The organism is Verrucomicrobiota bacterium, from assembly GCA_016200005.1.
In the GTDB taxonomy this organism is placed as follows: Bacteria; Verrucomicrobiota; Verrucomicrobiia; order Limisphaerales; family PALSA-1396; genus PALSA-1396.
Genome location: JACQFP010000084.1, coordinates 55515 through 68959, shown reverse-complemented (window position 1 = coordinate 68959; position 13445 = coordinate 55515). Strand labels below are relative to the sequence as shown.

Sequence of the window (13445 nt, the reverse complement as noted above, 5' to 3'; positions counted from 1 at the left end):
GCGTGAGCCATTCGTCCCACGTCACGGGACGGATGTGGCTCTCGCTCTCGATATCGAGCGCCGTGGCCACGTTGGTGGCCATCATGCAGAACGCCTCCTGCGGCGTGCGAATGTTGATCGCCTGCCAGTTGCGGTTGAGCACAAGCACAATTGCCTTGTTCAGAATGTCGGACATAAACTCGTGATACGTGATGCGTGAAACGTGATCCCTGATTCACAGAGCCGCGCACGGGCGAATTCACGCATCACGCTTCACGTTTCACGCAATAGGTGTTTGTTCTTTGTTGTTCGGTTTGAAATCCCAAATCCGCAATCGCAAATCGAAAATTAAAATGGTTGCCTCGCCCGGTTTTGCTCCGAGTCCTCCGGTGTCAGAGACCGGCGCACTCCTGATTATGCGACGAGGCAATGGTCGCTCGGGAAGGTTCTGCCCCCTCGATTTCTGGGTGTAGGCCAGACGTGATGCTATTTCACCACCGAGCGTTTTGAATGCGGATTTCGAAATGCGGAGTGCGGAATAAAACCCCCCGCGACACTGGCCCGCTTCGAAGGTAGCCACTCCGCACTCCGCACCCGTCCCTCCGCACTGTAAATTGGCTGCCTCGCTTGGATTCGCACCAAGACCGTCGGGGTCAAAGCCCGGCATGCTGCTGTTACACCACGAGGCAAGGGGTTGGTGGAGCCGGAGGTAGTTGCAACCTCACCATGCCGGATTAAAAGTCCGGTGCCGGTCTGCTGTGGCTTCGACTCCGTGAAATTGGTGCTCGCGGCAGGATTCGTACCTGCACTGGCGACGCTGTCGACGTCGTGTCTGTGCTGGTGGCACTACGTGAGCAGAAGGGCAGTTGCGGGTTGAGAGTTGATGGTTGATGGAATCAAACGTGAGCAAGCGCCTTTCGCGTTCGGTTTTTCAACTCTCAACTATCAACAATCAACCAAGAGCGGATCCTCCAGCCGGTGCTGCTCCGGCAGGAATTCCTTACAAAAGAAATCCGCAGGCTGCTGCGTGGAGGCGCTAAATGGTCGCAATCTCCGGTGCTGCCCCGGACACAGCGGGCTTATGAAACCCACTTGAGCGCTGGCTCGACTGCGATGCTTGCCGACGGCGAACAAATGGAGCCCTCACCCGGAGTTGCACCGGACTGATTCGCTTACCGAGCGAATGCATCGCTCACAATGCTTTGAGGGCAACGAAGATGGTCGGCGCGAGACGACTTGCACGTCCAAGGCTGCCTGATTCTGAGTCAGGTGGGTCTGCTGTTCCCCGTGAACCACGCGCCGGTAATTGGCGTCCCTGACCGGCTTCGCTCCGGTGATCTCCTGCATGAGAGGCAGGCATGTTGACTGAACTACACCACAGGGACTTGTTTAGTTGAGGGTTGAGGGTTGATGGTTGAGTGACCGAAAGGCGATACCTGACATTGTCTCTCAACCCTCGACTACCGACTATCAACTTCTTTGAAATGGTGGGAGCGAAGCGTGCTGCCCGCTTTACCTCTTTCATGTCAAACGAGCGCTCTGCTGATGAGCTACGCCCCCGCAAGTGGAGCGGGTGAACGGAATCGCACCGTCGTATCGGCCTTGGCGCGGCCGCATTCTGCTGTTGAACCGCACCCGCGTGGTGTCCCCAGTCGGATTCTCGCCGACAACCTGACGTTTAGGACGCGTCCGCTCTGATGCTTTGAGCTATGGGGACGAAAATTGGTACGCGCGTCCGGTAACGCTCCGGAACTCGGCACTCATCTAGTGCGACTCCGCTTATAAAACGGACGGTTCTCTTTGAACTACGCGCGCGTGAATGGCGGAATGCCGTGGGCTTGCACCACATCCTCCAAAAAGAAGGACGCATTCGTTAGCATCGAAGCCCGGCTCGCTCGTCCGGTTGACATTCCAAATTGGTCGGCGTGGGGAGACTTGCACTCCCAAGGCTGTTCGATCTTGAGTCGAACCGGTCTGCTGTTCCCGATAAACCACACGCCGGTCGGCGACCCGGGACTTGCACCCGGAAGGCTCGGCAATTTTAAGTCGCCGGGGTCTGCTGTTCCCGCTGAAGCCAGTCGCCGTGAAATGGTGGGCATGAAGGGACTTGCACCCCCAAGGCTGCCAGATTCTGAGTCTGGACCCTCTGCTATTCGGGTTGAACCACATGCCCATGAATTGGCGCATCCGGCAGGACTCCCGCCTGCAAACTCTCCGTTCGAAGCGGAGGATGATAATAGTTTCACCACGGATGCGCGGAAATGGTGGGTCGCCACGGTGCTGCCCCGTGCTCTGCGGTTTAAGAGACCGCTGCATCGCTGCAATGCTTGCAACCCAATCGCGACACGAAGGCGGAGTTGAACCGCCGTCCCGATTCCGAATCGGGATGAAGTCCTGACCGGCACCGGGATTTCGCGTCGCGTGAATGGTCGGGCATGAGAGTAACGCTCTCTCTACTCCGGTTTGGAAGACCGGCGTGTGTCTCTCAACACTTATGCCCGATGAAATAGTTGAGGGTTGGGAGTTGACGGTTGAGGGAAAGGCTCACGTCGCATCCCGATGTCGGCCATTGTGAATAACTCATGCTTGCCCTTTCCGGCGACCGGCGTAGAGATTATCCCGGCGAAGCAATATGCACGGGTCCAAGTACCGGTTTAGAGATCCTTGTCCGGGGCGTCAGGACTTTTCGCTAAACGAATCTTAATCCCGCTTGCGGGAGCGCCAATCTCCTTGTGACATTGCTTCGCCATTTTCATGCCCGCGACCGGCGGGCACCACCGTCCGCGCCGCGCACAAACTCAAGCGCCGCCGCCGAGCCCGTAGCAGCGGACGTGAGTCCGCTCTGATTTCAACCGCTGCTGGAAAGAATGAGCCGACTCACGTCGGCTGCTACGATTCAAATGGAATCCCGTACTGGAATCGCACCAGCCTTTGCGGCTTTGCAGGCCGCCGCCTGAACTGCTCGGCCAACGGGATGAAAACTCGAAGGAGCACGCGGAAGCGCTCACTTCCGCCAGTGACGGACAAAGCCCGTGTTTCCGCTGCCAAGCCGCCATTTCAGTCGCGGAGGTAGTGGTCGCGGCGGCTGCCGTCGTAGCGACCGGAGCGGAGACAGCAGTTCTTGAAAGCTGCGTCCAGAGCCGCATGGGTACAGATCACTGCGTCCGAGTTGCTCATGCAGTTCCTTGTCTCCATGCACGACGCGCAGTCCACGTTTGACCTGCGTTTCGGATGGAAAACCTTTCCGCCGTTTGCTGCTGATCTCGAAAAAACGGACTGTCTTGATCGAACGTTTGATTTGCCATACGACCTCCGGGGTTATGGGTTATGGTTGGTGTCACATTTGGTCAGGAAGCCGGGATTCGCACCCGGACCGTTCGCTTCACGGGCGAAGATGCTGCTGTTACACCACAATCCTGAAACTCGTTGAGGGTACGTGGTTGAGAGTTGAGAGAAAACTGCCAAGCCGCCTGCATCATTGGGTCACACAACCCTCGACTTCTTCCAAACTGGAGCCCCTGGTCGGACTCGCACCGACGAATACGAGTTTACGAAACTCGCCCTGTAGCTGCTGAGGCACGGGGGCTAAGACTGGTTGACGGTTGAGAGTGGATGGTTGATAGACCAGAACGCACAAAAACTGCCGGCGTCCTTCTCTCAACTCTCAACCATCAACGATCAACTTCGGAAACTGGTGCTCTCACGTGGATTTGCACCACGAACTTCCGCCTTCGCAGAGCGGCGTGCAGAAACTGATTACACCTTGAGAGCGTGGAAATAGTTGGGAGTTGAAAGTTGAGGGTTGAAAGAAAGAACCCGGCTGGGCGCGGCTGCACGTTGCTCTCAACTTTCAACCAGCAACCATCAACTCCTTCAAATGGTATCCGTGATCGGACTCGCACCGATTAGGCCCGGCTTGAAGGGCCGGTCGCTCGAGCTGCTTTGCATTCACGGACGGACTTAAAATTCCAAGCACCAACATCCAAACTCCAAGAAACTCCAAGAACCTGGCTCCAAGACTCCAGCGCCGCACGATTGCATACTTGGAGTTTGATGCTTCGAACTTCTCTGGAGCTTGGAGCTTGGGGTTTGGAGTTTTCATCGCCGCAACTTGCGTGTCTTGTAAGTAAGCAATGGCCGCAACGTGGCAATTACCGACACGAGATCGGCATCCACAAGGTCGGCGATGACCGCCTCGATGTTTTTGTAAGCGGCGGGCGCTTCTTCGTAGAGCAAGTCGCGCTCTTCGCAGATGACGCGGCCGCCGAGCGGGGTCTGCAACAACTGCTGCATGCCGAAGCGTTGGCGCATCCGCTGGCGAGTCTCGCTGCGTGCCCACTCGCGACCGGCGCCGTGGGCCAGCGACCAGGCGCGACTTTCGCCATCGCCAATCGGTTTCACGAGGTAGCTCAACGAGCCGCGGGAGCCGGGGATGACGACGAGTTCGCCATCCGCGGCGACCGCGCCTTTGCGGTGAAGCCAACAATCGTTCAAACCTCCATCCTCGTTTGGTGTAGCAGCGGACGTTAGTCCGCTCCAATCAGACCGGGAGGAAGTTTGAGCCGATTCACATCGGCTGCTACGAGACATACGCGTGATGCAGTTGTGGCAGCCGTCCCAGAGGCATTCGGCTTCCACCCCAAGAGTCGCAACGAAGCGGCGTGCGATGAGTTCGCGGTTCGCCTTGGCCCAGCGGACGGCGAAGTCGTAACCGCGGAGATACTCTTCCGCGGCGAAGGAACCCGCCTCCACCCCTTCGCCGAGGTGTTGATCCACATGAGCGCGCAGGATGGATTCACCCAATCCACGTGAACCACTGTGAACAAGCACGACGAGTTGCTGTTTGCCGAGACCGACCTTCTTGAACTCGCGCGCATCGAGAACCTTCTCTACAGTTTGCAACTCGGCGAAGTGATTGCCACGTCCGATGGTGCCGAGCGCCGAATCGAACTCCGTGGATTCAAGATCGTGTTCACCGAGGAAATCGCTGATGAACTCATCCCACGGGTGCTCGAGATTGAACGCCAGCCTGGCCCAGCGGTCGAGCTTGGCGTCACGACGGACGAGGTCCGTTTTGAACAACGCCATGCCGCAACCGATATCACCACCGATAAGGTGCGGGTAGATCACACCTTCGGTCACGAATGCCGCACCGACCGGTGAGCCTTTGCCAGGGTGCAAATCCGGGAAGCCGACTGCGAGTCGAACACCGTCGAGTTTCGCGGTGGCATAGAGTTGGCGTACCGCTTCGCCTTCGATCCGGCTTTGGGCCGAGGCGAAAAGGCGCACCTGAACGGAGAGAAGTTGAGAGTTCATTTGTGTTGAGGGTTAAATAAATCGAGAGGCGCCGGGTTCGAGTCTCTCAACTCTCAACCAGCGACCCTCGACTGAATTGGCCCCCGAAGTTGGTATCGCGCCAACGTCTCCTCGGCTTCAGCGAGGCGCTAATCTGCCTCAGCTACTCGGGGGAATGTGCGCAGCGGCGTCGGAAGAACATTGTGGAGGCCGTCAAAAGGCTTGCGCCTTCCGGCTTGAAGCGTGCGATTTGAGCGGATTGACCGGTGCGGTTTGACGCTCGGCATCGGCATCAGCCTGACCCATTAGCGGTGGGTTGCTCGCTTTTGGCGAGCGAACACGCCCAGGCGGGCGTGCGACAACAGCTTCCACTCCGTCCCGCCTCCACCACTGCGCACGAAAATGACTAAACCACGCCGGGACAAGTTTATGTTGCATATGCAACACAGACTTGTCCGATGCGTTGACACGGCGAATCAGGCGCTCACCGCGTGCGTGAAGTTGAATTCGTCCAGCGCGTCTTGCAGCGCCTGGATTTCGTTCTTCAACTCCGCGACATGCTGGTCCACGTCCACCTTGCCAAGCTGGGCGACGTATTCGACTTCGTACGCCGGCTCGCCGAAGCGGCCGCCCTCGTGGAACACGCCGGCCTTGGTGTCAAGGCTGGTCAACGTGGTCACGACGCCTTTGAGCTCGGCCAGGCGGAAGATCTTTTGATAGACTTCCACGTTGGCGGCGGCGATCGCGGCCTTGACGTTGATCAACTCGTCGAGTTTGGCGCGCAGACGCGCGAGGACTTCGCGGCTGTCGTAGTCGAACTTCTGCTTGGTGCTGCGGACGTTCTGCTTGGCGAGCAAGTCCTTCAACTGGGCGACTTCGCCCGCCAGTTGGTTCTTCAACTTGAGTGCCTTGGCGATCTTCATGGGAGTCCTTTCGGTTTTCAGATTTCGGTTTTGGGGTTTACAATTGGTTGTCCCGCGCGGTAACGCTCCGCGGTCGCTCGCTTATCAGGCGAGCGCTCTGCTTTTGAGCTACGGGACAGTTTTGATTTTTGGTTTCAGTCCGAAGCGGACCGGACGAAATACGAAATTCAATTTCACCGGGCGGATTCGGAGGACACGATTTGGTTTGTAGCTCTTGCGAAAGAGCAATTGGCTTTGGTAACGGAGTAAGGGTTTCATGGAATTTCCTTTCGTTAAGGGTTGGTAAATGGCGGAAGGCGTCGGTAACGCTCCGACCTCGGGGATGCCGATCCTGTTTTCGAGACAGGTGCAGCCAGCTTATATCTGCCTGCCTTCCATGGAATTTACGATTTCAGATTTACGATTTACGATTGGCACTCGCGGAAGGACTCCCACCTTCATCTCCGACGTTAGAAGCGTCGCGCTCTGGTAATTGAGCTACGCGAGCATTTGAAATTGGCTGCTCAGGCTGGATTCGCACCAGCACCATCCTGCTTAACAGGCAGGTGGACTACTCGTTATCCCACTGAGCAATGAAATTGGTCAGCGCGGCAGGACTTGCACCTGCGGTCCCTCGGTTCCAGGCCGAGCATGTTGCTGCTACACCACGCGCTGGTTGCCCCGACGAACTGAGAAGCAGTCGTCGGAGCGGAGGATCGCGAAGCCACAAACCCTGATCATTGGCATCGCGGTAAGATTTGAAATTGGCGGACCCGAAGGGACTTGCACCCTCAGCCTTCCCGCAGACAACGGGGCGCTCTACTGGTTGAGCTACGAGTCCAGAAATGGTGGGAAGTGCTGGTAACGCTCCAGTCGTCGCTTCCAGCTTGTTTGAAGACACCGGTTTTACAGACCGGCAGCCGGATCACTTCCCGGGAATTGGTAGCGGGAGTGGGAGTCACACCCACCTGAAGAAGTTTATGAGGCTTCTCTATGTGCATTGGTCGAGTTTCCGGCGGTGAAATGGTGGAGTCGGCGGGTAACGCTCCCGCATGAGCTTGCTTGCAGGGCAAGAGCATTGCTTGTCTGCCACGACCCCCAAGGGAACTTAAGATTTTCGATTTGGCAGGCCGCCTCGGTGCTGCCCCGAGTGGGCTGAGCTTTGGAGACTCTGCTGCACAAGCTGGTGCGCGGCCTGTGGGGAAAATCGTCAATCGCAAATCCGAAATCGTAAATGATTTGGTGCGGTTGCCGGGAGTTGCACCCGGACATGCTCCGTGGCGGGAAGCCATTCTGCTGTTAAATCACAACCGCTTTGTTGGTTGATAGTTAATGGTTGAGAGTTGAGAGATTCAGCAGAAGCAATTTCGTGCTGTCCGGCCTATCAACGCTCAACGTTCACTTTCAACTGAAAGTAAAAAGGGCCGGGAGCATTCGCGCTCCCGGCCCATGCAATTTCAACAAAGAACAAACACCTCCTGGCGATCTATTCGATCCCAGCCCGCGGTTTCACGGCGGTTGTTTCGGTGTTTAGGGGCACACCTCCTCCGAAGCCCTTGAATTGTAAAAGTGTTTCAAACGATCCCGGCGCGCGTCTTCGCTTGCGATGGGTACAGCCCATCGGTGGAACGCCTCGGCATTCCTGCGCCTGAATTCGTTTGGCACTGTCAGACATCATCAAGACGTCACTTTGTTATCGTTCACAAGTCGTTCACCTTTGGTCGCTGCCATTCACCGTCAGTTTCAGGGAAACAAAAAACCCTGCTTACTTTGCGGTAAGCAGGGTGAGAGAAATCTTTCGTCGTTCTTCAGAACCTGCCTACACCGAGTCTATCCAAATTACCTTCGGGGCGTTGCCCGATTGGTGCCGAGGATAGTCCCAGGCTAAACGCACAACCCGGGTTATACCGGCTATGCCGTGTCGCTTTCGCGACCGCCATGGTCGGCCAACTCGTGGCTGATATGTGTAAGCAAGTTTTCATCGAACTGATGAGACGTATAACACGGGAGAAGGTTACATTCAACTTATACTTTTGGGGGCGACAGAATCTTGAATTCACATATCCGCATCGGTTGATGCAATTAGTGGCACGCATCGGCAGGCTGTTGGTGATGGCGGCTTGGGCTTGGGAACAAGGTGTATCTGACGAAGGTTGGCGCGGGCGCATGACGGACCAACGTTACGGGTGCTCTTCCCGGGACGATACGATTGAGACAATGGCGAGCGGAATCGCGATCGAAAAGGGTTTTCACAGTCTCGCCGAGGTGAAAGGGGCGGGTCACCCATGTCGCCTCGCGCAGCGTCCGCCGCGTTACCTTGGCGGCTGCCACGCGGCCGAAGTTCCTGGGAATGCGCCTACGGAAATTGCGCCTTGTCCGCGTGCGGCTCGAGTTTCGCAATGGTTGCCATGATCTCATCAGCGACCTGCTGATAAATCTCTTTAAGGCGCGCTTTGGAACAGGTTTTCGCCTCGGCGCGCAGTTTTCCAAACATCATCGGTTGGCCGTACTTCACTGTCATTCGATACGGTCGTGGAACATGCAGGTGTCGTCCGAAAGCTTCGTAAGTTCCGAATACCCGCACCGGCACGACCGGTGCGCTCGATTTGATCACCGTTAATCCAATGCCCGAACGCGCAGGTTGCAATTGGCCGTCGCGCGTCCGCGTTCCTTCTGGAAACACGATGATGGCGCCCCCCGCCAGCAACCGATCGAGAATGGCTTTCAACCCCTTCGCACCACCACCGTCCCGATCCACCGGCACGACCTGCCACGACCGCAGAACGGCGCCAACCACCGGAAAGCGGAAAAGATTTTCGCGCGCTAGGTAATTGATCGAGCGCTTCAACCCAGAACCAATCAGCGGCGGGTCGATATAGCTCGCGTGATTGGCCGCCAGAATGACCGGCCCCTGCAACGGCACGCGCTCCGGATTGCAAAAGCGACACCGAAAATAAGTGGCGAACAGAAGACGAAAAAAACACCAGCCGATGAAGTAACTGGGATTCATTTGATTCGGCGGTCGGAGGCGGGAGGCCGGAGGTCTGAAGCCAGAAGCCAGAACTCGGAATTGGAAAAACGACGGTCTCGTGTCTGACTTCCGCCCTCTGACCTCTGACTTCTGAACTGAGTCATGTTCGCTGCGCCAGCCGCTTGTTGATTTCGGCGATGATCATCCCGCTGGTTTGTTCCGCCGTCAGGCCCGAATTGTTGATGACCTTCGCGCCGAGGGCGATCATCAACGGCGCGGCCGCGCGTTGACTGTCCCGCTGATCGCGCGCCGCCAGGTTTTCCTGGACGCCCTCAGCGGCGCGACGTTGAGTGCGTTCCTGCAGACTGGCATCGAGGTAGAATTTGAAATCTGTTTCCGGAAAAATATTCGTACCAATGTCGCGACCCTCCATCACCAGGTTGCCGAACTGGAGGCATTCCCGCTGTCTTTTCTTCATCCACTCGCGCACCTTGGGCACGGCGGCCACATGCGGCACTGCTGCGCTGGTTTCCGCCTTGCGTATTTCCTCCGCCGGATAATGGCCGTCCACCAGCAGGTGAACTTTTTTTTCGACACACTCCAGCGAGGTCTTCCACCGGCGGCAGGCGTTGGCGACGGCCTTGGCGTCATGCACGTCAATTTTCTTTTGCAAACAATACCACGCCAGAGTGCGATACATCGCGCCGGTATCGACATAGACGTAGCCCAGCGCCTTCGCGACCAGCTTGGCATTGGTGCTCTTACCGCTGGCGCTCGTGCCATCAATGGCGATGACGACGGGTTGTTTCATTCGCTGTTTCTGTAAATCTTAATCTTAATCCTAATCTTTCTCTTAAGCTTCCCAGTCCGAGTAAGGGATTAAGATTAAGAGAAAGATGAAGATTAAGACTCACTCCGCAAATAATTCATCCACTGCCAATTTCCGCCCGGTCTTCGCGTCCAGAATCGTCGCGCCCAAGCCGGACGGCGGCGGCGCGGCGAGTTTCTGGAAAAAGTTCGGGAATGTTTTCTTCACGCACGCGGGATTTTTGATTTTTATCCCCGGCACTTTCAATCCCAGAATCGCGAAACACATCGCCATGCGATGATCGTTGTAGGTTTCGATTTCCTCGCCGTGGAGTTGCGAGGGATAAACCGTCAGCGTGTCGCCTTCCTCGACGACCTTCGCGCCGCACTTGGTTAATTCAGTACGCAAGGCGGCGACGCGCTCGCATTCCTGGACACGAAGACGACCCAAGTCAGTGAAGCGAATCGGTTCGGTTAAAAGCGGCGCGAGCGCAATTGCAGTCATAATGCTATCGCCCAATTCATCGCGGCGTGAAATGACCTGCCTAATATCTCGATCCAGCGATTCGGCCACGATTTCGTCGATCTCAGAATCGCTCAGTCCAAAGAACGTAGCAGCATAATGTCGAGTTCTGCTCTCCATTTCAGAGAAATGCTCAAGGAACCTTTCGTCCATCTGCCAGCTTGAAAAAGGCCAGTTGACAATTTGCACTGTCAACCGTGAGGTGAATTTCATCTCATGACGCAAGCCATCCTCAGAGTGGAATTCGGACTTTTCCATCAGTTCAGCATGACCCGCCGCCAAAAAATAGCTTCCGCTGGAAGCGTCCGGCTCAATTTGAAATTTGCCGCCACGGTTTGGTAAAGCATCGATGAGTTTCGCAGTCATCGCAACGTAAGGCGATTCCTCGGCATTCTCACCAACGACCTTGACCTGCCAGCCGCCGATTCTCGAACACAGCAACAACGCCGAGGCAAATTGCGAACTCTCCTCGATGCTCACGGTGCAGGAGCGCACTCCTCCACTCGTAGCAGCCGACGTGAGTCGGCTCTGACTCATTTCAGATTGTGAAGAGTGAGCCGACTCACGTCGGCTGCTACACCCGAAAATGATCGCCGGCAGTCTGTCATTCGGCGAATCCACCCGATAGCCAAGCTCACGCAATGCTTTGAACAACGCTGCCTGCGGCCGATCATGCATTCGAGGAACGCCGTGCAGCCGATAAACCCCGTTCCCCAAACAAACCAACGCGGACAAAAATCGCGCCGCTGTTCCCGCGTTGCCCACAAAAAGTTCCAACGGCTTTTCCGCTGTTCCCGCGTTCGGAATTTTTCCGCCAAGACCCGTGACGGTAATGGTGCGATTGCAGAACTCGTTTGGATCGGCCTCAACTCTTACGTCAAAGCCAAGTTTCCGAAGCGCCTCGACCATCACTTGCGTGTCTTCGCTCCACAGCGCGCCCTCCAAAGTGACTTCGCCCTCCGCCAACGCCGCCAGAATCAGCGCGCGGTTCGTAATGCTCTTCGAGCCGGGCACGGTTATTTCTGCGCGCACCGGCTTGTCGAGCGGTACGATTTCGATGAGATCAGGAAGCGGCATGAAGCGCGGTGTTCATTCCGGCGACGACGACGCGGCCTGCCCGCACCATTGATCGCGGCGTTGCTTGGCGTTTTCAAAGAATTCCGCGATGAGTTTCTGGTCGCCGTCTCTCAAAGCGATTTGGAACTCCTGCAAATCTTCGATGAACACGCCAAGCACCCGCGCCAGGTGTTCGCGATTCGCCAGCGCGATATCGCGCCACATCTCCGGCGAACCGGACGCGATGCGCGTGGTGTCGCGAAATCCGTTGGCGCAGAGCATCGCCTGTTCTTTGGGGTGTGCCGGGCTGAGGACGTAATTGGCCAGTTCCGCTGCCACGACGTGCGCCAAATGGCTGGAACGGCTGACCAGTTCGTCGTGAATCTCGGTAGTGAGTCGAAGCGGTCGCGCACCGACTGAGCGCCAAAACTCTTCGACCTGGCCGACGGCTGCGTCGTCCGAATTCGCCGTTGGAGTGATCACGCAAACGGATTTTTCAAACAGATCGGCGCGGGCGGCGCTCACGCCCATTTTTTCCGCACCCGCCATCGGATGACTGCCGATGAAATGCGCGCCCACACTTGTCACGAGCGGTTCCAACTCCTGGATCACGCTCCCCTTCACGCTGCCGACGTCAGTAACGATCGCGCCGCGTTTGATCACGGGCAACATCTGTTCCGTCACCGGGCGCATCTGCGCGATCGGCGTGCAAAGGATGATCAAATCGGCATTCTCAACGGCGCGAGGGAGATCAAGCGTGGCGTGATCCACCACCCTGAGCGCTTCACATTCGGCAATGCTCGCGCTGCGCCGGACAAAGCCATGCACTGCGCCGGCGAGGCGACGCTGCTTGATGGCCAGCCCCAACGAGCCGCCGAGCAAGCCGACGCCGATCAAAGTGATTTTCTGCCAGTGCATGGAAAGAAGATAGAGGGTGGAGGATGGAGGATGGAAGATAGAAAACGCCGCCTTTTCAACTCCTATCCTCCGGCCTTCATACTCGCGCACTCGCGGATGCGCTCCAAAATCACCTCCGCAATCAGCGGCTCGCTGCCGATGCTGGGCGAATACCAGACGAGCTTGCCGTGTTTCTCCGTGGGGTTGCGCCAGGTGGGCTGGCCGCTTTGCAACCGCTCCTGCACGATTTGTTCCGGCTCCCCCAGCATTTCCGGAATGTCCTCGAATGAATGCAACCCGTCGCTGATGAAAAACGGCACCATCACGAGATTCTTTGCCGACGCCATCCGGTAGCAATCTCCGATGCGCGGCTCTTCCTCCATGAACACAGGATGCACTTCCGCGTAAATATTCCGCGCACGGATGATCTCGACCTGACGTTCGATGGCTTTGCGGGAGTTTTCGTTGTTGCCGGTGCCGTGCCCGGCGATGAACAGCGCCGTGTCGCCGGGTTTCGGCGCGCGCGGAAATGGAAACTTTGCCACGATCTCCTGTGCGCGGGCGAGGATGACGTTGGTCATGCTGTCGTGAGTGCCAACCGGACCGCAATAGTAAACCGTCTGACTGCCGCGCTGTTGAACGAGCGGGAAATTTTTAGTTTTGCATTTTGAATTTTGAATTGCAAAACCAAGCTCGCGTGGAATGACCTCTTCCGTAAAATACCCTTCGCTGATGAACAGCGGCACGACGAAGATCCGCGACGCAAAGACGCCACGCAGTACACCAACAATGGAGGGTTCCAGTTTCCAGAAAGATTCGGCCACTTGCGCGAAAAGACCGCGCCTCCGCAACTCGTCCGCATGTTGATAAGTCGGCGCGGCAGATTCAGCATTCAACGTTGAGCCGTGGCCCACCAGTACCAGGGCTGCATCGGAGAAATCATATGTTGCCACATGAAATCGTTAACGCAAGTGGACGCTGTGCGCAAGTAACGTTGGAGTTCAATCGTCAGCTT

General features: G+C 56.8%; 8 protein-coding genes, 17 tRNA genes and 1 pseudogene. All 26 read right to left on the bottom strand.

Annotated features, from left to right (window positions below):
* Positions 1-175 (bottom strand): HNH endonuclease (locus tag HY298_26510; GenBank protein MBI3853793.1); only part of this gene is annotated, 175 nt, incomplete at its 3' end.
* A 419-nt stretch (positions 176-594) separates the two neighbouring features.
* Positions 595-668 (bottom strand) — tRNA-Gln (locus tag HY298_26505).
* Positions 669-674: 6 nt separating this feature from the next.
* Positions 675-751, bottom strand: a tRNA-Lys gene (locus HY298_26500).
* A gap of 7 nt (positions 752-758) precedes the next feature.
* Positions 759-835 (bottom strand) — tRNA-Val (locus HY298_26495).
* A 362-nt stretch (positions 836-1197) separates the two neighbouring features.
* Positions 1198-1281: transfer RNA gene (locus tag HY298_26490), tRNA-Leu, on the bottom strand.
* 5 nt (positions 1282-1286) lie between these two features.
* A tRNA-Glu gene (locus HY298_26485) sits at positions 1287-1364 on the bottom strand.
* A gap of 180 nt (positions 1365-1544) precedes the next feature.
* Positions 1545-1618 (bottom strand) — tRNA-Gly (locus HY298_26480).
* 278 nt (positions 1619-1896) lie between these two features.
* Positions 1897-1980 (bottom strand) — tRNA-Leu (locus HY298_26475).
* Between the two features lie 88 nt (positions 1981-2068).
* Positions 2069-2152, bottom strand: a tRNA-Leu gene (locus tag HY298_26470).
* Positions 2153-2158: 6 nt separating this feature from the next.
* Positions 2159-2234, bottom strand: a tRNA-Arg gene (locus tag HY298_26465).
* A gap of 646 nt (positions 2235-2880) precedes the next feature.
* Positions 2881-2955 (bottom strand) — tRNA-Cys (locus HY298_26460).
* 81 nt (positions 2956-3036) lie between these two features.
* Positions 3037-3241 (bottom strand): annotated as a pseudogene (locus HY298_26455) (SEC-C domain-containing protein).
* An 82-nt stretch (positions 3242-3323) separates the two neighbouring features.
* Positions 3324-3398, bottom strand: a tRNA-His gene (locus HY298_26450).
* Positions 3399-3489: 91 nt separating this feature from the next.
* Positions 3490-3565, bottom strand: a tRNA-Thr gene (locus HY298_26445).
* A gap of 512 nt (positions 3566-4077) precedes the next feature.
* The gene (locus tag HY298_26440) at positions 4078-5295 is read right to left on the bottom strand and encodes an RNA ligase RtcB family protein (protein ID MBI3853792.1); all 1218 of its coding nucleotides are present in this window, start codon (positions 5293-5295) and stop codon (positions 4078-4080) included.
* Between the two features lie 455 nt (positions 5296-5750).
* Positions 5751-6197 carry a hypothetical protein gene (locus tag HY298_26435; GenBank protein ID MBI3853791.1) on the bottom strand — a complete coding sequence of 149 codons (447 nt, stop codon included), beginning with the start codon at positions 6195-6197 and terminating at the stop codon, positions 5751-5753.
* A gap of 411 nt (positions 6198-6608) precedes the next feature.
* A tRNA-Arg gene (locus HY298_26430) sits at positions 6609-6684 on the bottom strand.
* 9 nt (positions 6685-6693) lie between these two features.
* Positions 6694-6769 (bottom strand) — tRNA-Asn (locus HY298_26425).
* A gap of 7 nt (positions 6770-6776) precedes the next feature.
* A tRNA-Pro gene (locus HY298_26420) sits at positions 6777-6851 on the bottom strand.
* A gap of 90 nt (positions 6852-6941) precedes the next feature.
* Positions 6942-7017: transfer RNA gene (locus HY298_26415), tRNA-Asp, on the bottom strand.
* A 399-nt stretch (positions 7018-7416) separates the two neighbouring features.
* A tRNA-Gly gene (locus HY298_26410) sits at positions 7417-7490 on the bottom strand.
* Positions 7491-8532: 1042 nt separating this feature from the next.
* Positions 8533-9186 (bottom strand): 1-acyl-sn-glycerol-3-phosphate acyltransferase, encoded by a 654-nt coding sequence (locus HY298_26405; protein ID MBI3853790.1) that lies wholly within the window; start codon positions 9184-9186, stop codon positions 8533-8535.
* Positions 9187-9307: 121 nt separating this feature from the next.
* A complete protein-coding gene (cmk, locus tag HY298_26400) occupies positions 9308-9958 on the bottom strand; it encodes a (d)CMP kinase (GenBank protein ID MBI3853789.1) in 651 nt (216 codons plus the stop codon).
* A gap of 99 nt (positions 9959-10057) precedes the next feature.
* Positions 10058-11554 (bottom strand): 3-phosphoshikimate 1-carboxyvinyltransferase, encoded by a 1497-nt coding sequence (locus tag HY298_26395; GenBank protein ID MBI3853788.1) that lies wholly within the window; start codon positions 11552-11554, stop codon positions 10058-10060.
* Positions 11555-11566: 12 nt separating this feature from the next.
* Entirely contained in the window at positions 11567-12451 is an 885-nt protein-coding gene (locus HY298_26390) for a prephenate dehydrogenase/arogenate dehydrogenase family protein (protein ID MBI3853787.1), read from the bottom strand.
* A gap of 62 nt (positions 12452-12513) precedes the next feature.
* Positions 12514-13383: a cobalamin biosynthesis protein CbiX gene (locus HY298_26385; protein ID MBI3853786.1), complete on the bottom strand. Its 870-nt coding sequence runs from the start codon at positions 13381-13383 to the stop codon at positions 12514-12516.
* Between the last annotated feature and the right edge of the window lie 62 nt (positions 13384-13445).

Excerpts from the sequence above, each read along its gene's own strand:
- HY298_26440 (MBI3853792.1), bottom strand. The coding sequence starts at position 5,295 with ATGAACTCTCAACTTCTCTCCGTTCAGGTGCGCCTTTTCGCCTCGGCC.
- HY298_26435 (MBI3853791.1), bottom strand. The coding sequence starts at position 6,197 with ATGAAGATCGCCAAGGCACTCAAGTTGAAGAACCAACTGGCGGGCGAA.
- HY298_26405 (MBI3853790.1), bottom strand. The coding sequence starts at position 9,186 with ATGAATCCCAGTTACTTCATCGGCTGGTGTTTTTTTCGTCTTCTGTTC.
- cmk (MBI3853789.1), bottom strand. The coding sequence starts at position 9,958 with ATGAAACAACCCGTCGTCATCGCCATTGATGGCACGAGCGCCAGCGGT.
- HY298_26395 (MBI3853788.1), bottom strand. The coding sequence starts at position 11,554 with ATGCCGCTTCCTGATCTCATCGAAATCGTACCGCTCGACAAGCCGGTG.
- HY298_26390 (MBI3853787.1), bottom strand. The coding sequence starts at position 12,451 with ATGCACTGGCAGAAAATCACTTTGATCGGCGTCGGCTTGCTCGGCGGC.